This is a genomic window from Streptomyces tropicalis (genome assembly GCF_029269835.1).
GTDB classification, from domain to species: domain Bacteria; phylum Actinomycetota; class Actinomycetes; order Streptomycetales; family Streptomycetaceae; genus Streptomyces; species Streptomyces tropicalis.
Window position 1 is genome coordinate 136,486 of the sequence record NZ_JARJBB010000006.1, and the last position, 23,352, is coordinate 159,837.

The 23,352-nt window shown below is 75.7% G+C and carries 19 protein-coding genes; 7 read left to right on the top strand and 12 right to left on the bottom strand.

All coding sequences use genetic code 11. The annotated features are described in order from the left end of the window. Window positions 1-85: 85 nt before the first annotated feature. Window positions 86-844: a serine hydrolase gene (locus P3H78_RS14455; RefSeq protein ID WP_438827967.1), complete on the top strand. Its 759-nt coding sequence runs from the start codon at window positions 86-88 to the stop codon at window positions 842-844. 98 nt (window positions 845-942) lie between these two features. Here the strand turns inward: P3H78_RS14455 and mycP are convergent, their stop codons facing one another. After that, a complete protein-coding gene (mycP, locus tag P3H78_RS14460; RefSeq protein ID WP_276109360.1) occupies window positions 943-2,139 on the bottom strand; it encodes a type VII secretion-associated serine protease mycosin in 1,197 nt (398 codons plus the stop codon). Then, window positions 2,136-3,134 (bottom strand): hypothetical protein, encoded by a 999-nt coding sequence (locus P3H78_RS14465; protein WP_276109361.1) that lies wholly within the window; start codon window positions 3,132-3,134, stop codon window positions 2,136-2,138. The genes mycP and P3H78_RS14465 overlap by 4 nt, the downstream gene beginning before the upstream one ends. A gap of 1,314 nt (window positions 3,135-4,448) precedes the next feature. On the opposite strand from P3H78_RS14465, the gene P3H78_RS14470 reads away from it, so the two are divergent. Continuing rightward, window positions 4,449-5,651: an amino acid deaminase/aldolase gene (locus tag P3H78_RS14470; RefSeq protein ID WP_276109362.1), complete on the top strand. Its 1,203-nt coding sequence runs from the start codon at window positions 4,449-4,451 to the stop codon at window positions 5,649-5,651. A 47-nt stretch (window positions 5,652-5,698) separates the two neighbouring features. On the opposite strand, the gene P3H78_RS14475 is transcribed toward P3H78_RS14470, so the two are convergent. The 4 genes from P3H78_RS14475 to P3H78_RS14490 all read right to left on the bottom strand — a co-directional run bounded on the left by P3H78_RS14475 (window position 5,699) and on the right by P3H78_RS14490 (window position 10,436). After that, window positions 5,699-6,616 (bottom strand): DUF2510 domain-containing protein, encoded by a 918-nt coding sequence (locus P3H78_RS14475; RefSeq protein ID WP_276109580.1) that lies wholly within the window; start codon window positions 6,614-6,616, stop codon window positions 5,699-5,701. Between the two features lie 243 nt (window positions 6,617-6,859). Next, window positions 6,860-7,651 carry a 3-oxoacyl-ACP reductase gene (locus tag P3H78_RS14480; protein WP_276109363.1) on the bottom strand — a complete coding sequence of 264 codons (792 nt, stop codon included), beginning with the start codon at window positions 7,649-7,651 and terminating at the stop codon, window positions 6,860-6,862. Then, the gene (locus P3H78_RS14485; protein ID WP_276109364.1) at window positions 7,648-9,054 is read right to left on the bottom strand and encodes an aldehyde dehydrogenase family protein; all 1,407 of its coding nucleotides are present in this window, start codon (window positions 9,052-9,054) and stop codon (window positions 7,648-7,650) included. Before P3H78_RS14485 ends, P3H78_RS14480 begins: the two co-directional genes overlap by 4 nt. A gap of 11 nt (window positions 9,055-9,065) precedes the next feature. Continuing rightward, the gene (locus tag P3H78_RS14490) at window positions 9,066-10,436 is read right to left on the bottom strand and encodes a glutamine synthetase family protein (RefSeq protein WP_276109365.1); all 1,371 of its coding nucleotides are present in this window, start codon (window positions 10,434-10,436) and stop codon (window positions 9,066-9,068) included. Window positions 10,437-10,522: 86 nt separating this feature from the next. On the opposite strand from P3H78_RS14490, the gene P3H78_RS14495 reads away from it, so the two are divergent. Continuing rightward, window positions 10,523-11,260, top strand: coding sequence for a FadR/GntR family transcriptional regulator (locus P3H78_RS14495; protein WP_276109366.1), 738 nt, complete (start codon window positions 10,523-10,525; stop codon window positions 11,258-11,260). 286 nt (window positions 11,261-11,546) lie between these two features. Beyond that, the gene (locus tag P3H78_RS14500) at window positions 11,547-12,257 is read left to right on the top strand and encodes a gamma-glutamyl-gamma-aminobutyrate hydrolase family protein (protein WP_276109367.1); all 711 of its coding nucleotides are present in this window, start codon (window positions 11,547-11,549) and stop codon (window positions 12,255-12,257) included. Between the two features lie 81 nt (window positions 12,258-12,338). On the opposite strand, the gene P3H78_RS14505 is transcribed toward P3H78_RS14500, so the two are convergent. Both P3H78_RS14505 and P3H78_RS14510 read right to left on the bottom strand, forming a co-directional pair. After that, the gene (locus tag P3H78_RS14505) at window positions 12,339-13,325 is read right to left on the bottom strand and encodes a phosphotransferase family protein (RefSeq protein WP_276109368.1); all 987 of its coding nucleotides are present in this window, start codon (window positions 13,323-13,325) and stop codon (window positions 12,339-12,341) included. A 169-nt stretch (window positions 13,326-13,494) separates the two neighbouring features. After that, window positions 13,495-14,454, bottom strand: a complete 960-nt coding sequence (locus tag P3H78_RS14510) for a LysR family transcriptional regulator (protein ID WP_276109369.1) — start codon at window positions 14,452-14,454, stop codon at window positions 13,495-13,497. Window positions 14,455-14,524: 70 nt separating this feature from the next. Between P3H78_RS14510 and P3H78_RS14515 the strand changes: the two genes are divergently transcribed. After that, on the top strand, window positions 14,525-15,697 hold the full coding sequence (locus P3H78_RS14515) for an SLAC1 family transporter (protein ID WP_276109370.1): 1,173 nt from the start codon (window positions 14,525-14,527) through the stop codon (window positions 15,695-15,697). Here P3H78_RS14515 and P3H78_RS14520 read toward each other — a convergent pair. The 4 genes from P3H78_RS14520 to P3H78_RS14535 form a co-directional block, all read right to left on the bottom strand. After that, window positions 15,609-16,322, bottom strand: a complete 714-nt coding sequence (locus P3H78_RS14520) for a helical backbone metal receptor (RefSeq protein ID WP_276109371.1) — start codon at window positions 16,320-16,322, stop codon at window positions 15,609-15,611. The two genes, P3H78_RS14515 and P3H78_RS14520, sit on opposite strands and share 89 nt — an antisense overlap. Continuing rightward, the gene (locus P3H78_RS14525; RefSeq protein WP_276109372.1) at window positions 16,322-16,897 is read right to left on the bottom strand and encodes a helix-turn-helix domain-containing protein; all 576 of its coding nucleotides are present in this window, start codon (window positions 16,895-16,897) and stop codon (window positions 16,322-16,324) included. Before P3H78_RS14525 ends, P3H78_RS14520 begins: the two co-directional genes overlap by 1 nt. A 524-nt stretch (window positions 16,898-17,421) precedes the next feature. Beyond that, the gene (locus P3H78_RS14530; protein ID WP_276109373.1) at window positions 17,422-20,037 is read right to left on the bottom strand and encodes an ABC transporter permease/substrate binding protein; all 2,616 of its coding nucleotides are present in this window, start codon (window positions 20,035-20,037) and stop codon (window positions 17,422-17,424) included. Then, window positions 20,030-21,118 (bottom strand): quaternary amine ABC transporter ATP-binding protein, encoded by a 1,089-nt coding sequence (locus P3H78_RS14535; protein WP_276109374.1) that lies wholly within the window; start codon window positions 21,116-21,118, stop codon window positions 20,030-20,032. Before P3H78_RS14535 ends, P3H78_RS14530 begins: the two co-directional genes overlap by 8 nt. A 260-nt stretch (window positions 21,119-21,378) precedes the next feature. Here P3H78_RS14535 and P3H78_RS14540 point away from each other — a divergent pair, with 260 nt between their 5' ends. After that, entirely contained in the window at window positions 21,379-22,308 is a 930-nt protein-coding gene (locus P3H78_RS14540) for a 5'-3' exonuclease (protein WP_276109581.1), read from the top strand. A 103-nt stretch (window positions 22,309-22,411) separates the two neighbouring features. Further along, a complete protein-coding gene (locus P3H78_RS14545; protein ID WP_276109375.1) occupies window positions 22,412-23,257 on the top strand; it encodes a siderophore-interacting protein in 846 nt (281 codons plus the stop codon). Window positions 23,258-23,352 lie beyond the last annotated feature (95 nt).

Here is a 23,352-nt window from a genome sequence, read left to right on the forward strand (position 1 = left end):
GGGGGGCGGGTGCGGGCCGGCGGCCGTATCGTCGGCGGGGCCGGGTCGGGTCGAGCGGGGAGGCTTCGGTGTGTCGGAGGATGCGGTGACGGGTCCCCCGGAGTGGCTCGGGGCGCTGCCGGCGGCGGCGATGCGGGCGGTGGCGGTGCCGGAGGGCGCGGCCGTGTCCGTGGCGGTGCGCGATCTGCGGTCGGGGCGGGCGGCCGGGCACGGCGACCGGGTGTTCGCCACGGCGAGCATCGTCAAGGTGGACATCCTGGCGGCCCTGCTGCTCGGTGCGCAGGACGCGGGTCGGTGGCCGGCCGCGCGGGAGCGGGCGGCCGCGGCCGCGATGATCGGGACCAGTGACAACGAGGCGGCGTCCGCGCTGTGGCGCACCATCGGCGGGGCCGCCGGACTGGACGCGGCCAACGAGCGGCTCGGGCTCACCGGCACCCGCGGGGGCGACGGTCCGCGATGGGGGCTGACCCGGACCACGGCGGCCGAGCAGCTCATGCTGCTGGAGCAGGTGTTCGGGGAGCGGTCGCAGCTGCACGCGGCCGGGCGGCGGTACGTCGAGGGGCTGATGGGGCGGGTCGTCCCGGGACAGGACTGGGGGGTGTCGGCGGTGGCCGACGGTTCCGCGTGGGCCCTGAAGAACGGCTGGATGCCGCGGAGCACGACCGGCCGGTGGACCGTCCACAGCATCGGGCGGGTGACGGTGCGCGGGCGGGACCTGCTGCTCGCCGTGCTGTCGGACGGCAGCGCGACCCGGGAGGCGGGGGTGTCCCTGGTCGAGTCGGCGGCCCGGGCGGCCGTGTCGGCGTTCACGGGGGACGGTCGTGCGGGGCCGGGGGTGCCCTGAGGGGGCGGAGCCGGGCCTCGCCGACGGGGCGGAGGCGGGCGGGGATGCGGCGCGGCACCGTGGGGGCCGGTGCTGCGGCGTTCGCGGTGCCGCGGCGTTCAGTACGTGTCGTGCTCCTCGCGGCGGCCCCGCCACAGCACCACCGCCGAGGCCAGCAGGGCCACTCCGGCGCCGCCCGCGAGGGCGCCCGCCCAGCCGGGACCGCCGTCGCCCGGGGCGCCGTCGGGGCCGGGGCCGAAATAGCGGTTGCCGTAGGCCGCCGCGTGCAGTCCCGCGGGCCTGAGGCGGCCCGCGGCGGCGAGCGCGGCCGCCGGGTCGATGAACCCGAAGCCGCGGGAGTCGTCGCGCCCGTCGACCGGCGCGTCGCGTGCGGTGTCCTCCAGCAGCTTCTTGATCTGCGCGGGCGTGAGGTCCGGATGCGCGGCCTTGATGAGGGCGGCCGCCCCGGAGACGAAGGCGGAGGCCGCGCTGGTGCCCCAGCCCTCGTAGTACTTGTGGTCCGGGTCGGCGATGACGATGTCGACGCCGGGTGCGCCGAGGGTGGTGTACCAGCGGCGGGTGGAGAAGGACGCGCGGGTGCCGTAGCGGTCGACGGCCGCGGCGACGACGACGCCCGGGTAGGCGGCCGGGTAGGAGATGTGGTCGCCCTTCTCGCCGCCGTTGCCCGCCGAGGCCACGACGACGGCGCCCTTCTTGAGCGCGTACTGGACGGCCTCGTCCTCGGCCGGCTCGGGGTGGGCGGAGGCGGAGTCGTCGCCGAGGGAGAGGTTGATGACGTCGGCGCCGTGGTCGGCGGCCCACCGGATGCCGGCGGCGAGCGCGTCGCCGCGGCTGGTGCGGGCCCGGGCGCGGGCCGGGTCGCCGTCCTCGAGGATCACGCGGACGGGCAGGATCCGGGCCTCGGGGGCGACGCCCATGACGCCGGCGGAGTCGCCGGGGCCGTGGCCGTGCCCGGCGATGATCCCGGCCATGGCGGTGCCGTGGCGGGCCCAGGCGCGGTCGCCGCGCCGCGCGCCGAAACCGATCAGGTCCTTGCCGGGCAGCACGTTGCCTGCCAGGTCGGGGTGGTCGGCCTCGACGCCGGTGTCCAGGACGGCGACGGTGACGCCCTTGCCCTGGGTGGTGCGCCACGCCTGCTGGGTGTGCAGGGCGTCCAGGGCCCACTGCTGGGCGCGGATGCCGTCGGCGCGGGCGGCTGGGGCCGCGGTGAGGGTGAGAGCGGCGGCGAGGAGCACGCCGAGGGCTCCGGTCCGGCGGGCCCCGCGGGTCGGGAAGGGGGTCCTGGTGATGCTCACGACGACGACTCCGGGGACGGGCCGGCGGTCCTGCGGAGCCCGCGTTCGACGCGGTCGGCGAGCCCCTGCGCCTCCTGCCCGAGGCCCGCCTGGGCGGGTGCGGTGGTGGCCCCGGCCTGCACCGCGTCCGCGGCCGGCTGGGGGGCGTCCACGGTGCGGCCGTCGGCCCAGCCGGAGACGGCGTAGACCACGACGGGGGCGTCGGTGAGCACGGAGACGGTCCACGAGGCACGCTGGCGGTCGCCGAACCCGGCGGCGACGGTGCCGGGTGCGGCGTACGGGCGGGGCATGAGGTCGGTGCGGCCGCCGAGGTCCTCCCGTTCGAAACGGGTGTGCAGGACGCCCATCGCGGCGGGGTCGCCCTTCGTGAAGAGCAGGCCGACGGTGGTGACGTAGCTCTGGGTCGCGTCCGTGTAGGTGGCGCGCAGCAGGCGCGCGCAGCCGACGGGGGCGAGGGTCTTGGCCAGCAGCGGGTCGAAGGCGCCGGCACAGCCGCCGTCCGGTGCGACGGCGACGCGGATCCAGGTGCGGTCGGCGCCGCCGGGTCCGGCGCCGCGGCCCTCGACGGTGGGCGGGAAGAGCTGGTCGACGGGGACGTTGTGCCACAGGGCCCCGGTGGCGGCGAAGGTTCCGGTGGTGCCGGCCGCCGCGGAGTCCCCGGTGAGCCAGCTGCCGGTCACCGCACCGCCGATGAGCCCGAGGCCGAGCACGACGCACGCGGCCGCGGCGGCGGCCCGCGGCCGCACCCGCATGCCGAGCGCCCGGGGCCGGCCCCGCTCGTCGTACCCCTCGGGCTCGCCGAGGGCGATGACGGGCCGGCCGGTGCCGGCGGGCGCACCGGTGTGCGTCGCGGTGCTCCAGGACAGCGCCGGGTCGGGCGCGACCGCACCGGGCGCCGGCTGCGGCGGGACGGCCGGGCGGGCGGGAGCCGGTGCGGCGGCCGGGTGCCCGGTCGCCGGCGGCGCGCCGGGTACCGGGGGCCGGTGGGCGGGCACGGGACGCAGGCGGGTCGTCGTCTCCGACGCGTGCCCGGGGTGGACGTCCCGGCCACGCGCTGCGGGCCGCCCGGGGCGGACGTCCTGACCGCCCGCCCCCGGCCGCCCGGACGCGGCCGGCCGGTCGACCGGGCGCCGGGGCGCGGCCACGGGGCCGTTCGCGCCGGGGCCGCTCGTGGCCGGACGGGGCACTCCGGAACCCGCGGCGCTCGAACCGGTCTCGTGGGGGCCGGTCGTGCCCGCAGCGGTCGCGTCGAGGCCGGTCGTGGCCGTACCGGTTCCGTCGAGGCCGGTCGTGGCCGTGAGTGTCTCGCCGCGGTCTGCCGCAGCGTGGCGGCGGTCGTCGGCGGACGCCGGGCGGCCGGCGGTGGGCGGGGAGTCCGGGAAGCGGGCGGTGGCGGCCGGCGGGGGCGGGCCGGCGGGCCCGTCGGCCCGCGGAGACCGCGGCCCCCGGAAGCCGGGGCGACCGGGCTCCGGGGAGGCCGGGGCGGGTACCGCACGGGATGTCGAAGTCGCCTGGGAGGGAAGGGAGTTCCGAGCGGCGGATTCGGAACGGGCCTGACCCGGGCGACGGAGGTGGTCGGGGGCACCGCCGGAGGCCGCGGGGCCGGTCGCGTACGGGTCCGCCGTCCGCGCAACCGGAGCGGTGACGCCGGAGGCCACGGGGGTGGACGCACACCGGTCCGCCGCCTGCCCGGCCGTCGACGCCGCCGGAGCGGGCCGTCCTGACGGCCCGCGCACCTGCTCCCGGGAGCTCGCCGCGGCGGCGCCCGCGGCCGCGGACCCGGTGGGCCGGGAACGCGTGGCGGAGCCGTCGGCCGCGGCGGCGCCGGAGGCCGCCGCCTGCGAAGGGTCCGGGGAGTTCACCGAGTCCCGGGCGGCCGGGGAGCCCGCGGCCCGGGCGCCGCCCGCACCCGGTGTGCCCGGTCCGCCCGGTGCATCCTGTGCGTCCGTCGGCGCCGCGCCGGAGCCCTCTGCGGGCGGGGCCGGGTGCGGCGGCCGGGGCGGCCGCGGGGGGAGGGAGGCGTGGCTCGCTTCCGTGCTCATGCACCCCCCGTTTCCTCGTACCCGGGCCGTTCCCGTACGCGGGCCCCGCTCGCGGCCCCGCCCGGTACGGTCTCGTCCGTCACCGGGCACGCATACCCGTACGGGCGAATCGCCATCCCGGCTCAGATGTCCGGCCGGTTCGCCGGGCCGCCGTCCGCGTCACTCTACGGGTTGCCGGCACCCGTACGGGAACCAGTCCGCGACGCCGGGGCATCTGCCCGGAACGTCCCTCTACCCTGCGGTAATCCCGTCTGGCAGGCTTCGTTCATGACTGCGCGCGCCGCCGACCGGGCCCGTTACGACCGGGCCGCCGCCCTTCTCGACGCCCCCGTCGCGATCGTGGATCTGGAGGCCTTCGACGCCAACGCGGACGACCTGGTGCGCCGCGCGGGCGGCAAGCCGGTCCGGGTCGCCAGCAAGTCCGTACGCTGCCGGTCCCTGCTCGAACGCGTCCTGTCCCGGGACGGCTTCGCGGGGCTGATGTCCTTCACCCTCGCCGAGTCGCTGTGGCTGGCCCGGTCCGGCTTCCAGGACGTCCTGCTCGCCTACCCCTCGGCCGACCGCGCCGGCTACGCCGAACTCGCCGGGGACCCCAAGCTCGCCGCCGCCGTCACGGTGATGGTCGACGATCCGGCACAGCTCGACCTGGTGGACGCCGCTCGGGCGGGCGGCCGCGAAGTGGTGCGCGTGTGCCTGGAGTTGGACACCTCGCTGAGGCTGCTGGGCGGCCGGGTGCGGGTCGGCGCGCGCCGCTCGCCGCTGCACTCCCCCGCCCAGGTCGCCGAACTGGCCCGGCTGGTGGCCCGCCGGCCCGGCTTCCGGCTGGTCGGGATCATGGCCTACGAGGGGCACATCGCGGGGGTCGGCGACTCGGTGTCCGGCCGGCCGCTGCGGTCCCGGGCGGTCCGGCTGATGCAGACGGCCGCGCGCCGGGAGCTGGCGGAGCGGCGGGCCGCGGTGGTGCGGGCGGTCCGGGCCGTGGCGCCGGACCTGGAGTTCGTCAACGGCGGCGGCACGGGCAGTGTCCAGCACACCGCCGCCGAGGACGCGGTCACCGAGATCGCCGCGGGCTCCGGCCTGTACGTGCCGCGCCTCTTCGACAACTACACGTCCTTCCGGGGCCGTCCGGCCGCGCTCTTCGCCCTGCCGGTGGTGCGGCGGCCCGGGGTCGGCGTGGTGACGGTGCTGGGCGGCGGGTACCCCGCCTCGGGCGCCGCCGGACCGGACCGGCTGCCGGTGCCGTACCTGCCCGAGGGGCTGCGCTACGACCCGCAGGAGGGCCCGGGCGAGGTGCAGACGCCGCTGCTCGGCTCCCCCGCCGACGACCTGCTGATCGGCGACAAGGTGTGGTTCCGGCACGCGAAGGCGGGTGAGCTGTGCGAGCGGTTCGCGGAGCTGCACCTGGTGGAGGGGGACCGGGTCACGGCGACCGTGCCGACGTACCGCGGTGAGGGGCACACCTTCCTCTGAGCCGGCGGGCGCCACGTGGCGCCCGGGCCGTGCCGGGTCCGGGTGCGTCAGTGCGAGGGGCCGATGCTGCTGCCGACGCCGCCGTCGGTGGCGGCGTCCCCGACCGGCCGGATGCCCCGGGTGATCGTGTCGATGTCGGCCGCCGGGGGCGCGCCGGGACCGGCGTCCGCGGCGAGGCGCACGACCACCGGCGCCTCGGTGCCCACGCTGGAGGGAAAGGCCAGCGACTCGACGTACCCGCCGGGGCCCTTCGCGGTGCGCACGCGCCAGCGCACGAAGTACCCGGCCCGGCCCGCCACCGCCACCTGCCCGGATCCGACGACCCGGTGCGAGGTGATCCCGCCGAACGGCTTCTGGTCGAGGGTGTCGTGGTCGTACGCCTGGTCGGCGGCGTCCGCGATGTCCTGCCGCGCGAGGGTCTCCGGCGACGTCCCGGCGGCCGCGGTCGCGGTGTCCGTGCGGACCGTGCCGTGCCGGCACTGCCCGTTGTCCCCGGGGCAGTCGTAGGTGCCGTGGGTCGTCATGACGACGTCGTCGTCGGCGACGTACTGCGGGCGCTCCCAGCCCCTCGGCAGCGGCAGGGTGATGCCGTTGAGCTGGTCCACGACGGCCGACGGGTCGCCGGTGTCCGTGGCGGCCGGGGACGGCGTGCGGGACCGCTCGGTGCCCGCGGCCGACGTGGCGGCGGGGGCGGTCGTCCCGCCCGTGCCGGTGCCGCCGCCGTCGCCGCGGCCGAGGACGAGTGCCCCGGCGACGGCCGCGGCGGCCAGGACGACCCCGGCCGCGACGAGGGCGGTCCTCCGGTCGCGGGCCGCGCTCAGGCCGGGCGGCGGCGCGAGCGGCGCGCCCCCGGGCCCGGGGGCAGGCTCCGGCGGGCGCCGGTGCTGCGTCCAGGCCGCGCCGTCCCACCAGCGCTCCAGGTGCGGGGCGTCCGGGTCGCGGTACCAGCCGGGCGGGGGCGTCATGCTCATCCGGGCACTGTAGGCCGGACGGGGCGCGCGCCGCTGCGGCCGGGCGGTAACGGTCCGGGGCGCGGTAGGGCGCGCCGGAGGGCTCCCGCGGTCCCCGGCGGCCGCACGACGACAGCCACGGCACCTCGCCGCGCTGTCGCGCCGCCCGGACACGCCCGGTATGACGACGACCCTCCGCCCGGCGACGCACCGCATCCGACGCCGCGCGCCGGTCCACCGTGGATCACGGGTCAGCCCTCAGAGCGGGGTGACGTACGCCCCGGAGATGCCGCCGTCGACCAGGAAGTCGCTGGCGTTGACGAAGGAGGAGTCGTCGCTGGCGAGGAACGCCACGGCGGCGGCGATCTCCTCGGCCTCGGCGAAGCGGCCGAGGGGGATGTGGACCAGGCGGCGGGCGGCCCGCTCGGGATCCTTGGCGAACAGCTCCTGGAGCAGGGGGGTGTTGACCGGTCCCGGGCAGAGGGCGTTGACCCGGATGCCCTCGCGGGCGAACTGCACGCCCAGCTCCCGGGACATGGCGAGGACCCCGCCCTTGGAGGCGGTGTAGGAGATCTGCGAGGTCGCCGCGCCCATGCGGGCCACGAAGGAGGCGGTGTTGATGATGGAGCCCCGGCCCTGGCGGCGCATGTACGGGATGGCGGCCTTGCAGCAGAGGTAGACGGAGGTGAGGTTGACGTCCTGGACCCGCTTCCAGGCCTCCAGGCCGGTGTCCAGGATGGAGTCGTCGTCGGGCGGGGAGATGCCGGCGTTGTTGAAGGCGACGTCGACGCTGCCGTAGGTGTCGTACGCCGCCTTGAACAGGGCCTCCACCTGGGCGGGGTCGGTGACGTCGACCTTGACGAAGAGTCCGCCGACCTCGTCGGCGGCCGCCTTGCCGCGGGCCTCGTCGACGTCACCGCAGACGACGTGCGCGCCCTCGGATGCGAGCCGGCGTGCGGTCGCGAGGCCGATGCCGCTGCCGGCTCCGGTGACGACGGCGGTCCGGCCGACCAGCCGGCGGCAGACGGTCTCGGGGGTCTGTGAGCTCACTGTGCGGGGCCCTCCGTGCTGATGAAGACGTTCTTGGTCTCGGTGAAGGCGGTCAGGGCGTCCGGACCCAGCTCGCGGCCGATGCCGGACTGCTTGAAACCGCCGAACGGGGTCCAGTAGCGGACGCTGGAGTGGGAGTTGACGGAGAGGTTGCCGGCGCGGACGGCGCCGGAGACCCGCAGGGCGCGGCCGACGTCCCGCGTCCACACCGAGCCGGACAGGCCGTAGGGGGTGTCGTTGGCGAGACGGACCGCGTCGGCCTCGTCGTCGAAGGGGAGGACGACGGCGACGGGGCCGAAGACCTCCTCGACGGCCACCCGCGCGCCCGGGTCGACGCCGGTGAGGACGGTCGGCGGGAACCAGAAGCCGGGGCCCTCGGGGGCCTTGCCGCGGATGCCGGGCGCGCCGGGGTCGACGTAGGAGCGGACGCGTTCCAGCTGGGTCCGGGAGATCAGCGGGCCCATCGCGGTGGCCTCGTCGGCCGGGTCGCCGACCAGGACGGACTCGACGGCGGGGGCGAGGAGTTCGAGGAAGCGGTCGTGGACGCCGCGCTGGACGAGGATGCGGGTGCGGGCGCAGCAGTCCTGCCCGGCGTTGTCGAGGAAGGACAGGGGGGCGGCGGCCGCGGCGGCCTCCAGGTCGGCGTCCGCGAAGACGATGTTGGGGCTCTTGCCGCCGAGTTCGAGGGTGACCCGCTTCAGCAGGGCGGCGCCCCGGGCCATCACCTGCCGGCCCACGGCGGTGGACCCGGTGAAGACGATCTTCGCCACTCCGGGGTGCTCGACGAGGGCGGCGCCCGCGACGGGACCGTGTCCGGGGAGCACCTGGAAGAGGTGCTCGGGGAGCCCGGCCTCCAGGGCGAGTTCGGCGAGGCGCAGCGCGGTGAGCGGGGTGGTCTCGGCCGGCTTGAGGACGACCGCGTTGCCGGCCGCGAGCGCCGGGGCCGAGGCCCAGGCGGCGATGGGCATGGGGAAGTTCCAGGGGGCGATCACGCCGACGACGCCGAGCGGTTCGAGGAGGGTGATGTCGAGACCGCCGGGCACCGGGATCTGACGGCCCGTCAGCCGCTCCACTCCCCCGGCCGCGTAGTCGAGGAGGTCGCGGACGTTGCCCGCCTCCCAGCGCGCGTTGCCGATGGTGTGGCCGGCCTCGCGGACCTCGCACCGGGCCAGTTCGTCGACGTGGGCGTCGACCGCGGCCGCGAAGCGGCGCAGCAGCCGGGCCCGGTCCCCGGGCGGCAGGGCCGCCCACCGGGCCTGGGCGGCGGCCGCCCGGCGCACGGCGGCGTCGACGTCGGCCGCGGTGGCGGCCGGCACGGTGGCGACGACCTCCTCGGTGGCCGGGTTGAGGACGCGCAGCTCGTGCGGTGCGTCCGTGGGGTGCTGGTGGTGCTGGTCGGACACGGAGGGACCTCTCACATGCGTTCGAAGGAGCGGCGCAGCTCCCAGTCGGTGACCGCGGCGTCGAAGGCGTCCAGTTCCACGCGCGCCATGTTGCGGTAGTGGGCCACGACGTCGTCGCCGAAGGCGGCACGGGCGATGTCGCTGTTCTCCCACAGCTCGGCGGCCTCGCGGAGCGTGCCCGGGACGTGCTCGTGGTCGGCGGCGTAGGCGTTGCCGGGGCAGGGCTCGGGGAGCTGCAACCGGTTCTCGATGCCGTACAGGCCGGCGGCGACCAGCCCGGCCACCGCGAGATAGGGGTTGACGTCCCCTCCGGGGAGCCGGTTCTCGAAACGCAGGGAGCGGCCGTGGCCGACGACACGGAGGGCGCAGGTGCGGTTGTCGCGGCCCCAGGCGACGGCGGTGGGGGCGAAGGATCCGGGCTGGAAACGCTTGTAGGAGTTGATGTGCGGGGCGTAGAGCAGGGAGAACTCGCGCAGGGCGGCGAGCTGTCCGGCGAGGAAGTGCCGCATGACCTCCGCCATGCCGCCCGGGTCGTCGGCCGCTCCGGCCATGGCGTTGGTGCCGTCGGCGCGGGCGAGCGAGAGGTGGATGTGGCAGGAGTTGCCCTCGCGCTCGTTGTACTTGGCCATGAAGGTGAGGGAGACGCCCTCCTGCGCGGCGATCTCCTTGGCACCGGTCTTGTAGACGGCGTGCTGGTCGCAGGTGACGAGCGCCTCGTCGTAGCGGAAGGCGATCTCGTGCTGGCCGGGGTTGCACTCGCCCTTGGCCGACTCGACGGTCAGCCCGGCGCCCGCCATCTCGTTGCGGATCCGGCGCAGGAGGGGCTCGATGCGGCCGGTGCCGAGGACGGAGTAGTCGATGTTGTACTGGTTGGCCGGGGTGAGCCCGCGGTAGCCGGCGTCCCAGGCGGCCTCGTAGGTGTCCTTGAAGACGATGAACTCCAGCTCGGTGCCGACCTGGGCGGTGTAGCCGAGCTCGGCCAGGCGGTCGAGCTGGCGGCGCAGGATCTGGCGGGGGGCGGCGACCACCGGGGAGCCGTCCTCCCAGGCGAGGTCGGCGACGAGCAGGGCGGTGCCCGGGTGCCAGGGGACGCGGCGCAGCGTGGTCAGGTCCGGGTGCATGGCGAAGTCGCCGTAGCCGCGGTCCCAGGAGGACATGGTGTAGCCGTCCACGGTGTTCATCTCGGCGTCGACGGCGAGGAGGTAGTTGCAGCCCTCGGTGCCGTGGTGGAGCACCTCGTCGAGGAAGAAGCGCGCGGCGAACCGCTTGCCCTGGAGGCGCCCCTGCATGTCGGGGAAGGCCAGGACGACGGTGTCGATCTCTCCGCTCGCGACGAGGGCGTGCAGTTCCTCGACGCCGAGCGGGGGTGTGCGGTCTGCCACGGGGGGAGCCTCCTCGGGCCACGTCGGGGAGCCGGAAGCCCTAAGGTATTGCTGAGGACCATTGCTTGGGAAGGGGGCTCGGCGGGATGGCGCGGGATGCGGGTCCGGGACGGCTCGACGGCCGCCTCGCACCGGTGCTGCGGCCGGTGCGGGCGGGCAACGGCTTCGAGGAGGCGCTGGAGCAGATCCTCCAGGTGGTCCGGCTCGGCCTGGTGCCCGCGGGCGAGCGGCTGCCCGCCGAGCGGGAGCTGGCCGAGCGGCTCGGGATCAGCCGGGTCACCCTGCGCGAGGTCCTGCGGGTGCTCCAGGACCAGGGGCTGGTGGAGGCCCGGCGCGGCCGGTACGGCGGAACGTTCGTGCGGCCCCGCCCGGACGCCGGCGGCGAGGACGAGCTGCGGCGCCGGATCGCGGCGGTCGACGTGGAGGACGCGCTGCGCTTCCGCGAGGTGCTGGAGGTGGGCGCGGCGGGCCTGTGCGCGGCGCACGGGCTGACCGGCGGGCAGGCGGCACGGCTGCGCGAGGCGCTGGACGGCACGCGGGACGCCCCGCTCGCCGACTACCGGCGCCTGGACACGCTGCTCCACCTCACGCTGGCGGAGCTGTCCGGCTCGCCGTCCCTGGCCGCGCAGTACGCGGCGGTCCGGGCGACGGTGAACGGCCTGCTGGACTGCATCCCGCTGCTGGTGCGGAATCTGGAGCACTCGCAACGGCAGCACAGCGCGCTGGTGGAGGCGGTGCTGGACGGCGACGCCGACGGGGCCCGGGAGATCATGCGGGAGCACTGCGCGGGGACGGCGTCCCTGCTGCGGGGCTTCCTGACCTGAGCCCGGGCGCCCCGCGGGCCGGGGTCGCCGCGGCCGCCTGACCGCGGGCGCGGTAGCCGGGCGGCGCGAGGACCGGGCGCGGGCGGGCGCGGAGGCCCGGCACGAGGACCGGGCGCGGGCCCGGGACGAGGGCTGCGCGGGCCGACCGCAAAGGGGCGGGCCGTCGCAAGCGGGTCGACGGGGTGCCGACGAAGGGCGGCGCGGCCGGTGGGGCTTGCCGTGCCGGCCGTGGACCGGAAAGGTATGAGGCAGCACCATTGCCGCGACCGGGAGGCAGGGAGGACGTGTGACCGAGGGGCCGCTGATCGGCATCAGCACGTATCTGGAGACCGCCGCGCGCTGGGGCGTGTGGGAGCTGGAGGCCGCCCTGCTGCCCTCCGGCTACCCCCGTCTGGTGCAGCGGGCGGGCGGCCTCGCCGTGATGCTCCCGCCGGACGCGCCGGAACGGGCCGCGGCGGCGGTGGCCCGGCTCGACGGGCTCGTGATCGCGGGCGGCCCGGACGTCGACCCGTCCCGCTACGGCGCCGCGCGCGACCCCCGGACCGGGCCGCCCGCGCCGGCCCGGGACGCCTGGGAGCTCGCCCTGATCGGGGCCGCCCTCGCGGCCGGGGTCCCGCTGCTGGGCATCTGCCGCGGCATGCAGCTGCTGAACGTCGCCCTCGGCGGCACCCTGGTGCAGCACCTCGACGGGCACGCGGAGGTCGTCGGGGTCTTCGGCGGCCATCCGGTCGCCCCGGTCCCGGGCACGCGCTACGCCGCCGCGGTGCCGGAGGCGACGACCGTCCCGACGTACCACCACCAGGCCGTGGACCGGCTGGGCACCGGTCTCGTCCCGTCGGCGCACGCGGCGGACGGCACGGTCGAGGCCGTCGAACTGCCCACCGCCCCCTGGGTCGTGGGCGTCCAGTGGCATCCGGAGATGGCCGACGACCTCCGCGTGGTGCGGGCGCTCGTCGAGGCGGCGTCCGCCGCCCGCAGCGTCCCGGACCCGGCCTGAGACGCCCACGCACCCGCCTCCTCCCTCCGGCGGGCCCTCCTCCCTCCGGCGGGCCCGGCTCGGCGGTGCGGCCGGGCCGGCTCAGCGGCCGCGTCGGAGCCGTGACCGGGACAGCCGGGTCCGCAGCCACGCCGGGGCCGCTTCCCCCTGGGCCCGCTGGAAGGCACGCAGGGTGGGCAGCCCCGGGGGCGCGGGCCGCAGCGCGCTTCCGGCGAGACAGCCGGCGAAGGCCGCCAGCGCCGCCGTGACGGCGGCGGGGTCGGCGGCGCGGCCCAGGGGATGCGCGGTGAACAGCTCCTCCGGGTCGGGGCCGCCCTGTGCGGACACGCAGGGCAGCATGAGCAGCAGATCGACCCAGGGCGCGGCGCGCATCGCGTGCGGCCAGTCCACGAACACGACGCCGTCGTCACGGCCTCCCGTGAGCAGGATGTTGTCGGCGCGCAGGTCGCCGTGGGCGAGCGTGTCCCCGGTGACGGCCTCCGGCCAGGGGGCGGCCAGGGCGGTCAGCTCCGCGAGACGGGCCGCGGCCCACGGCTCCGGGCGGCCGCGGTGGTCGGTCCGGTCGTCGTCGAGCAGCCGGCGCCGGCCGTCGAACGCGTCGCGCAGCGCCTCGGCCGCGGGCGGGACGGCGACGGGAGCCGGGGTGAAGGCACCGCCCAGGCGGCCCACGGCGTCCAGGACGCGCCGGAGTTCGGACGGCCGCCACGGCACGGACGGCTGGTGCCCGGCCACCTCCTCGAAGACGAGTGCGACCCAGGTGCCGTCGTCGTGGGCACCGAGCAGGCGGGGTGCGGGCACGGCGGCGGGCAGGGCGGCCGCGAGGCGGGCCTCGGCGCGGTGCAGCCCCGGACTGCCGGGGTTGGTGTCCGCGCCGACCGCCTTGACGAAGGCCCGCCGCCCGGTCGCGGTGCGTACGCGCACGGCGGCGCCGGGCGAGAAGCCGCCGGGCTGGGTGACCGCGTGCACGACGGGCGCCCCGAGCACACCGGTGACGGCGTCCCTGACGGTCTCCGGCAGCCGTTCCCAGGGGAGCCGGACTCCGGTGGCGGGCGGGGCGGTCGGCTTCATGCGCCCCATCGTGGCGAGCGGACGGGCGGGCGCGCCATCCGTTTTCGCCGGGCCGGACCGTGCCCGGAGGCGGCACGCGCCGTGGCGCCCCGGACCGACGGCCGCACCCCGGACCGACAGCGGCACCCCCGGCCGACGGCCGATGGCAGCCGGGGCCGACCGCCGCCGATCAACCCGCCGGTGGCTCCGTGCCGGGGCGGGAGCGGGTCAGGGAGAGCAGCTCTCGGGCGGGGCCCGCGGGACGGTGGCCCGCCGGCCAGACGGCGCGCAGGTCGCGGGCCAGGACGATGCCCTCGACCGGGACGCTCACCAGCCGGCGCGAGGCCAGCTCCTCGCCGACGGCGAGTTCGCTGAGCACCGCGGGCCCGGCCCCGCTCACCGCGGACGCCTTGACCGCCGTGGTCGAGGAGAGCTCGAAGAGGGGCCGGGCCGGGCGGCCGAGCGCCGCGTCCAGGACCTGCCGGGTCCCCGACCCCTCCTCCCGCAGGATCAGCGGGGTGTCCGCCAGCTCGGCCGCGGCCGGCGGCCGCCGGCGCCGCGCCCACGGATGGCCGGGCGCGGTCACCACGATCAGCCGGTCGCGGGCGATCACCGCGGAGTCCAGGCCGGACGGCACGCTCAGCCCCTCCACGAAGCCGAGGTCCGCCTCGCCCGCGAGGAGCCGCGCGGCCACCGCAGCGGAGTTCCCGGCGAGCAGCGACACGGCCGTGTCGGGGCGCCGCGCGCGCAGCGCGATCAGCCATCCCGGCAGCAGGTACTCCGCGATCGTCATGCTGGCGGCCACCCGCAGCCGGGAGTCGCGCCGGTCGCGCAGCGCCTGCGCGCCCGCGTCGAAGGCCTCGGCGGCCTCCACGACGCGCCGGGCCCAGTCCGTCACCAGCGCACCGGCGTCGGTCAGCCGCGACCCGCGCGGGGAGCGGTCCACCAGGGCGACGCCGAGCAGGCGCTCCATGGAGCGGATCCGGCTGCTGGCCGCCGGCTGGGTGATGCCGACCTCGCGGGCGGCCGCGCCGAGGCTGCCCAGCCGCGCGACCGCCAGCAGCAGTTCCAGCGCGCCGAGATCCGGTACACGGTGCGCCAGGGGCACCCCGGGCGTCCGTGCCTGCGCGCTCCCCTCCGACCATGCCATAAGCCCAGCTTATGCCCTGATAGGGACGGGCCCCCTGGCCGGAGCCCCGGGCCCGCGCCAGCCTGGGGGCATGGTCACCGCCGCCCAGTCCCTGCCGGTCCGCGCCGCACTCCGGCCCCGGTTCCCCGCCCTCCGTCACCTCGGACCCCACTGGTACGCCTCCGTGATGGGCACCGCCGCCGTCGCCGGTGCGGGTGCCGCACTCCCGGGTCACCTTCCGGGGCTGCGCCCGGCGTGCGCCGCCGTGTGGGCGCTGTCGCTGGGCCTGCTCGTGGCGCTGCTGGCCGCCCGCGCCCTGCACTGGCGGTACCACAGCGACCAGGCCCGCGCCCATCTCCTGGACCCGTCGGCCGCGCCGTTCTACGGCTGCCTGGCGATGGCACTGCTGGCCGTCGGAGGCGGTGCCCCGGCCGTCGGGCGGGACTGGATCGGCGTCCGGGCGGCGGTCGCCCTGGACGTCGTCCTGTTCACGGCCGGGACGGTCGTCGCTCTGGCGGCCGCCGTCGCGGTGCCGTACCTGATGGCCGTGCACCACCGGGCCGAGCTGCGGCAGGCCTCCCCGGTGTGGCTGCTGCCGGTGGTCGCGCCGATGGTGTCCGCCGCGCTCGGCCCGCAACTCGTGGGGCATCTGCCGCCCGGGCAGGCCCGGGAGAGCCTGCTGCTGGGCTGTGCGGCGATGTTCGGGATGAGCCTGCTGGCGACGCTGGCCCTGCTGCCCCTGGTCCTGACCCGGCTGCTGACCGCCGGCGCGCTCCCCCTCGCGCTCGCGCCGACCCTGTTCCTGGTCCTCGGCCCGCTCGGGCAGTCCACCACCGCCACCGGCGCCTTCGCCGACGCGGCACCGGGCGCCGTACCGGCTCCGTATGCCCGGGGCTTCGCGGTGCTGGCCGTGCTGTACGGCGTCCCGGTCATGGGGTTCGCCCTGCTGTGGCTGGCCCTGGCCGCGGCGTACGTGGCGCGGGCCCGCCGCCGCGGCATGGGTTTCGCGATGTCCTGGTGGGCGTTCACCTTCCCGGTGGGGACCTGCGTCACCGGTGCCGCGGCCCTGGCCCGGCACACCCATCTCGCCGTCTACGTCGCCCTCGCGGCCGGTCTGTACGCCGTCCTCGTCGCCGCCTGGGCCGCCGCGGCCGTGCACACCGCACGCGGCCTGGTCAGCGGAGCCCTGCTCGCAGCGCCTCGCCCAGCACGCGGGGCGCCTCGGCCAGCGACGGCCCGTACCACGTCAGATGGCGGCCGCTGACGAGCGCGCAGGGATGTCCCGGGAACGCCTCGGGGCCGTCGTCGGCGGTGAAGCGGTACGGCTCGTCCGGCAGCACGACCATGTCGGAACCGGCCGCACGCAGTTCCTCCAGGGGGATGCGCGGGTAGCGCTCGGCGTGGCCGGCGTACACGTGGCCGACGCCGAGGCGGGCGAGGACGTCGCCCGCGAAGGTGTCCCGGCCGAGCACCATCCAGGGCCGCCGCCAGATCGGCACGACCGCCGTGGCGGCGAGCCGGGGCGGCGACGCCCAGACGGCCTCGGCCGCCTCCAGCCAGCGCGGGCGGCGCGGCGCCCCGCAGGCGGCGAGCACCCGCGCCAGTTCGTCGAGGGCCTGCGGAACGGACCGGATCCCGGTCACCAGGACCTCGGTGCCGGCCGCGCGCAGGGCGTCGAGGTCGGCGGGGCGGTTCTCCTCCTCGTTGGCGATCACCAGGTCGGGGGCGAGGGCGGTGATCCGCTCCACGTCGGGGTTCTTGGTGCCGCCGATCCGGACGGCGCCGAGGCGGGCCGGGTGGCTGCACCAGTCGGTGGCGCCGACGAGCGCGCCCGGCACCGACGCGGCCACCGCCTCGGTGAGCGACGGCACCAGGGAGACGACCCGCATCAGCGCGACCGGTCCTGGACCGCCTCGATGTGCTCGGCGACGGCGACCACGATCACCCGGGTGTCCGGCACGGTCGCCCGCCAGCGGTGGCGCACCCCGCCGGTCAGGTACATGGTGTCGCCGCGGCCGAGCCGGTAGGCGCGGCCCTCCGCCTCGATCTCGACGGCGCCGTCGGCGACGTACATCAGCTCGTCGTTGCGGTGCTGGAACTCGCGGCCGGCGTCGTGGTCGCCGGTGTACTCCGAGGCGTGGAGCTGGTGGTGGCCGCGGACCAGGGAGCGGAACCGGGGTTCGGGGGCCGGCGCGTCGGCCTCGTCGGGCTCGGCGCGGACGACGTCGACGCTGCACGCCGGGTCGGCCGCCGCCAGGAGTTCGACGGCGGTGGTGCGCAGGGCGTCGGCGACCTTCTCCAGGGAGCTGCGGCTGGGCCGCGCCCGGTCGTTCTCCACCTGGCTGAGGAAGGGCACCGACAGGCCGCTGCGCTCGGCCACGACGGCGAGCGTGAGGTCCAGCGCGCGACGGCGGCGGCGCACGGCCGCGCCCACCCGAAGGGGCTGTTCCTTGTGGTCGCCCATCGCTCCGGCTCCCTCCTCCGCTCGTCGGTCCGCCGTCCGGGGGTCCTGGTCGGGGCGCGTTCCTTCTGTTGGCTTCTCTGCACCCTACGCACGTTCGGCAAACCGTTTCACGCGGCCGTCACATCCCCGCCGTACCGCGTGGGGTGCGACCCCACGGTTCGCGCCAGTGGAATCGGGTCCGCGCCGCACCGGGCGCCCCGTGCCGCCCGGTCGTCCGGAGGGGCCGGCCGGGGGGCACCGCTGCCCGGGTGGCCCCGGCGCGGGGTCCGGCCCACCGGTCGGGGAGGCTCGGGTGAGGGGATGGCTGTGCGTGGTTGGCCGGATCGTTGCCGTCGTCCCCCCACCGTAGCCCCGGACGGCGGCGCGGGGACGGGCGTACGGGAAAGCGGGGACGGGCGTACGGGAAAGCGGGGGCGCGCGGGCGGGAAGGCGGGGGCGCGCGGACGGCCCGAGGGGCGGGCCCCGGCCACGCGGTCAGGTATGCGTGGCGGGACCCGCCCCTCGGGCGGTGTGCGGGACGGCGGCTACTGCGGGGTCATGCGCTGCACGACGTCCGGGTGCTGCTTCACCCAGGCGGCGACGGCGTCCTGCTCGTGGCCCTGGCCGCGCTGGTTGATCTCGCTCTCGAGGCTGCCCAGCTCGCTCTCACTCATCCGGAAGTTCTTGATCCACTTGGTGAGCTGCGGGTACTGCCCGGGGAACTTCTCGTTCGAGATGGTGCGGATCGTGTTGCCCTCGCCGAAGAGCTTCTTGTCGTCCTTCAGCTTGGTGAGGTCGTAGCGGTTGTAGGCCCAGTGCGGGGACCACAGCACGACCGCGACCGGCTTCTTCTGCGCGTAGTCCCGCTTGAGTTCGGCCAGCATCGCCGGCGTGGAGCCGTCGACGACCTTGTACTCCTTGTCCAGGCCGTAGCCGGGCAGGACCTTGCTCTTGAGCAGGTTCATCTCGCCGGTGCCCGGCTCGATGCCGACGATCTTCCCGCCGAAGGTGCCGGACTTGCCCTTGAGGTCCTCCAGCGACGTGACGCCCTTGACGTAGGACGGCACGGCGATCTCCAGAGAGGTCGTCGGGTACCAGGTGCCGAGGTCCTTGAGCCGGTCCTTGCTCTTGTCCCAGTAGTTCTTCTGGGCGTAGGGCAGCCAGGCGTCGAAGTTGAGGTCGATGTCACCGCCGGCCAGGCCGGTGTAGACCGGGCCCACGTCCATCTGCTTCAGGTTCAGCTGGTAGCCGCGCCGCTGCAGGACGTTCTTCCACAGGTAGGTGACGGCGACGTCCTCGTCCCAGGGGAACCAGGCGACGTTCACGGGGCGCTTGGCCTCCGCGGGCTTGGCGCCGGAGCCGCCGGGGACGGGGGCCAGCTTGTCGACGACGCCCGGGTTGCGCTTCAGCCAGGCGCGCACGGCGTCCTGCTGCTTGCCCTTGCCCGCCTTGTTGATCTCGGCCTCGAGGCTGGTGAGCTGCTTCTCGCCCAGCTTGAAGTTCTTCAGCCACTTGCCGACGACCGGGTTGTCGCCCGTGAAGCCCTTGCGGGCCAGCGTGTGCACGCCGTCGCCCTTGCCCCAGGCGCCCTTCGGGTCCTTGAGCTTCTTCAGCCGGTAGTCGTTGTACGCCCAGTGCGGGGACCAGAGCGTGACGACGATGGGTTCCTTCTTGCTGTAGGCCCGCTTCAGCTCGGCCAGCATCGCCGGCGTGGAGCTGTCGACGACCTTGTACTCCTTGTCCAGGCCGTAGTCCTTGAGGACCTTGCTCTTGAGCATGGCCATCTCTCCGGCGCTGGACTCGATGCCGGTGATCTTCCCGCCGAAGGTGCCCGACTTGCCCTTGAGGTCGTCGAGCGAGTCGATGCCCTTCATGTACGACGGCACCGACAGCTCCAGGGACGTCTGCCCGTACCAGGAGCCCAGGTCGTCGAGCTGCTTGCCGTACTTCTTCCAGTACTGCGCGTGCGTGGTCGGCAGCCAGGAGTCGGTCTCGAAGTCGACGTTGCCCTGGGCGAGGGAGGTGTACAGCGGTCCCGCGTCGTACTGCCTGGCGTCGACCTGGTAGCCGCGCTGCTCGAGGATCTCCTTCCACAGGAACGTGGAGGCGACGCCCTCGTCCCAGGGGATGTAGCCGATGGAGATCTTCTTGCCGTGGCCGACGTTCTCGGCGTCGGCCACGGCGGTCGAGCCGCCGTTGCCGGCGAAGACGCCCATGCCGCCCGCCACCAGGGCGAGGATCACGACGCCGACCACGGCGACGGCCGGGCGGGGCCGGTAGGACCAGATCTTCAGGCCCTGAGCGGCGCGCGCCTTGGCGGCGGCGCGGCGGCCGAGCGGGGACACCTGGGTGCCGAGCGCACCGGTCATCCGGTCGAGGTAGATCGCGAGGATCACGATCGCGACACCGGCCTCGGAACCGAGGCCGACGTTGAGCTGGCCGATGGCCTCGTTGACGTCGCCGCCGAGGCCGCCGGTGCCGACCATGCCGGCGATCGCGGCCATGGACAGGCCGAGCATGATCACCTGGTTGACGCCCGCCATGACGGTGGGCAATGCCAGCGGCAGCTGGACGCGGAGCAGGGTGTTGCGGGGCGTGGTGCCGAACGCGGCCGCGGCCTCGACCAGCTCCTCGTCGACCTGGCGGATGCCCAGCTCGGTCATGCGCACGCCCGGGGCCAGCGCGAAGATCAGCGTGGCGACGATGCCCGCGGAGGCGCCGGTGCCGAAGAACAGGATCGCCGGGATGAGGTAGATCATCGCGGGCAGCGTCTGCATGAAGTCCAGCACGGGCCGGACCAGGGCACTGACCCTGCTGGAACGCGCCGCCCAGATGCCCACCGGCACGGAGACCACCAGGGCGATGATCGTGGCGACGAGGACGAGCGACAGCGTGACCATCGCGTCGTTCCACAGTTCGAGGGAGTCGATGAACGCGAAGCCGACGAAGGTCAGGACACCGGCGACGGTACCCCGCAGCCAGAAGGCGATCACCGCGAAGATGCCCGCGAGCAGCAGCGGTTCGGGGGCCTGCAGCACCGCGTTGATGCCGTCGTAGGCGCCGGTGAAGACGGCCTTCAGGAAGTCGAAGAGCCAGGCCATGTGGCCGAGCAGCCAGTCGACCGCGGTGTTGACCCAGTCGCCGAGCGGAATCCTAGGCATGGGCCATCACCTTCTCGTCGCCTTCGCCCCGGGGGCTGTCGCAGGTGCCCGGGCCGGCCTTCTCGTCGCCGAGGAACCCGACCAGGCGCTGCCGGGGCACGACCCCGACGAGCGCCCCGTCCTCGCCGACCACGGCGACCGGGTGCGGGACCCGGGCGCTGATCGCGCACAGGTCGGTGAACGGCGTGTCGGGCGCGGCGGTCTCGCAGTCGCAGGAGGCCTCGTCGCCGCGCACGTCCCGGTCCATGACCGCCTCCGCGGTCAGCACCCGGGAGCGGTCGACGTCCTGGATGAAGGAGGCGACGTAGTCGTTGGCGGGGCGCAGCAGGATGTCCTCGGCGGAGCCGGTCTGGACGATGCGGCCGTCGCGCATGACGGCGATGCGGTCGCCCAGGCGCATGGCCTCGTTCAGGTCGTGGGTGATGAAGACGATGGTCTTCTTCAGCGTCTTCTGCAGCGACAGCAGCTGGTCCTGCATGTCCCTGCGGATCAGCGGGTCCAGGGCACTGAAGGACTCGTCCATCAGCAGCAGGTCGGCGTCGGTGGCGAGCGCGCGGGCCAGGCCGACGCGCTGCTGCATGCCGCCGGACAGCTCGTCGGGCCAGGACTTCTCCCAGCCGTCCAGGCCGCACAGGGCGAGCGCCTCGTCGGCGCGGCGTTCGCGCTCGGCGCGGGGCACGCCCTGCACCTCCAGGCCGTAGGCGGCGTTCTCGCGCACGCTGCGGTGCGGGAACAGCGCGAAGTGCTGGAAGACCATGCTGATCTTGTGGGAGCGGACCCCGCGCAGCTCACGGTCGCTGAGTCCGGTCAGGTCGTCGCCGTCGAAGCGGACACGGCCCGCGGTCGGCTCCAGCAGCCCGTTCAGCATGCGCAGGAGCGTGGACTTGCCGGACCCGGACAGGCCCATCACGACGAATATCTGGCCGGGCTCCACGGTGAAGGAGGCGTCGATCACCGCGGCCGTCGCGCCGACGGCGCGCAGCTCTTCACGGTCCACTCCGTCGCGGAGCCTCTCCACTGCTGCGTCCGGTCGTCTGCCGAACACCTTGTACAGATGCTCGGCCTCAAGCCTGGATGACACGCGTACCTCTTCGTCTCGGGGCCGGTGGCGGGACGTAAGGGCCGCTAACAGTTGAGTGACGCAACCACCTTCGTTCCGGAGCCGCGCCTGCCCCGGCGCTCCGGGGTCAAACGCAAAGGTGGCCCGCCTCACATACGTTTCCGGGAACCGTCCGGGGCGGTCGGCAGTCGGCGCCGGTGCCGCACGGCGGACGCTGTCGGTGCCGCACGGCGGACGCTGTCGGTGCCGCACGGCGGACGCTGTCGGTGCCGTACGGCATGATGCGGAACGTGACCGGACGACTGATGCTCCTCGACACCGCCTCCCTGTACTTCCGCGCCTACTTCGGCGTCCCGGAGTCGGTCAGGGCCCCGGACGGCAGCCCGGTGAACGCCGTGCGCGGCCTGCTCGACTTCATCGACCGCCTGGTCAGGGACCACGCACCCGGCCACCTGGTGGCCTGCATGGACGCGGACTGGCGGCCGCAGTGGCGGGTGGACCTGATCCCCTCGTACAAGGCCCACCGGGTGGCCGAGGAGCATCCCGGCGGCCCCGACACCGAGGAGGTCCCCGACACGCTCTCCCCGCAGGTCCCGGTCATCGAGGCGGTCCTCGACGCCGTCGGCGTCGCGCGTGTCGGCGTCGCGGGGTACGAGGCGGACGACGTCATCGGCACCTTCACCGCCCGGTCCGCCGGCCCGGTCGACATCGTCACCGGCGACCGCGACCTGTACCAGCTGGTGGACGACGCCCGCGGGATCCGGGTGCTGTACCCGCTGAAGGGCGTCGGCACCCTGCAGACCACCGACGAGGAGGTGCTGCGGGAGAAGTACGGCGTCGGCGGCGGCGGGTACGCGGACCTGGCCCTGCTGCGAGGCGACCCCAGCGACGGTCTGCCCGGCGTACCCGGCATCGGCGAGAAGACGGCGGCCCGGCTGCTGGACCGCTTCGGCGACCTGGCCGGCATCCTGGCGGCCGTCGACGACCCGGCGTCCGGGCTGACGCCGTCGCAGCGCAGGCGGCTCGACGAGTCCCGGCCCTACCTCGCGGTCGCGCCGAAGGTGGTGCGCGTCGCCGCCGACGTCCCGCTGCCCGACGTCGACACGGCGCTCCCCCGCGCCCCGCGCGATCCGGCGGCGCTGGAGGACCTGGCGGCCCGCTGGGGCCTGGGCGGTTCCCTGGAGCGGCTCCTCACCACGCTGCGGAGCTGAGGCTTCCACTGACGTGGGGTCATGCGGCGCCCACGGGAGAGGTGTTCCCCGGCGAAAGATGCTAACTTAGGCAAGCCTAAGCACGGGGATCAGGGAGGCCGTCATGTCAGAACGTCCGGCGCGCAGGCCACGGCCGGTGCACGCGGCTCAGGTCGTCCGCACCGAACGCCTGACCCCGCACATGCAGCGCGTGGTCCTCGGCGGCGAGGGCCTGGCCGCCTTCTCCGCGGACGCCTTCACCGACCACTACGTCAAGCTGCTCTTCCCCGCCCCGGGAGCCGCCTACCCGGAGCCCTTCGACCTGCAGCGGATCCGCGAGGAGCTCCCGCGCGAGCAGTGGCCGGTCACCCGGACCTACACCGTCCGCGCCTGGGACCCCGCGCACCGCGAGCTGACGCTGGACTTCGTGGTCCACGGGGACGAGGGCATCGCGGGCCCCTGGGCGCTGCGCGCACGGCCCGGCGAAACGGTCCGCTTCTCCGGCCCCGGCGGCGCCTACGCCCCCGACGCGACCGCCGACTGGCACCTGCTCGCCGGTGACGAGAGCGCCCTGCCCGCCATCGGCCGCGCCCTGGAGGCGCTGCCCCAGGGCGCCGCGGCCCACGCCTTCGTCGAGGTCTCCGGCCCCGAGGAGGAGCAGAAGATCGACTCCGGCGTGGACGTGGTCTGGCTGCACCGCGGGGACCGGCCGGTCGGCGAGGCCCTGGTCCGGGCCGTGCGGGCGCTGGAGTTCCCCGCGGGCCGGATGCACGCCTTCGTGCACGGCGAGGCGGGCTTCGTGAAGGAGCTGCGCCGCCTGCTGCGGGTCGAGCTCGGTGTCCCGCGCGAGGACCTGTCGGTCTCCGGCTACTGGCGGCTCGGCCACGACGAGGACGGCTGGCAGTCGTCGAAGCGGGAGTGGAACGCGCGCATCGAGGCGGAGCAGGAGGGCTCGGCACCGGCCGCGTGATCCCTCCGGAGGACCCCACGGAGGGGCGGCACCGTCACGGCGCCGCCCCTCCGGCGCGTGACGGCCGCACGCGTCCGTGTGCGCGCGGCGGGAAC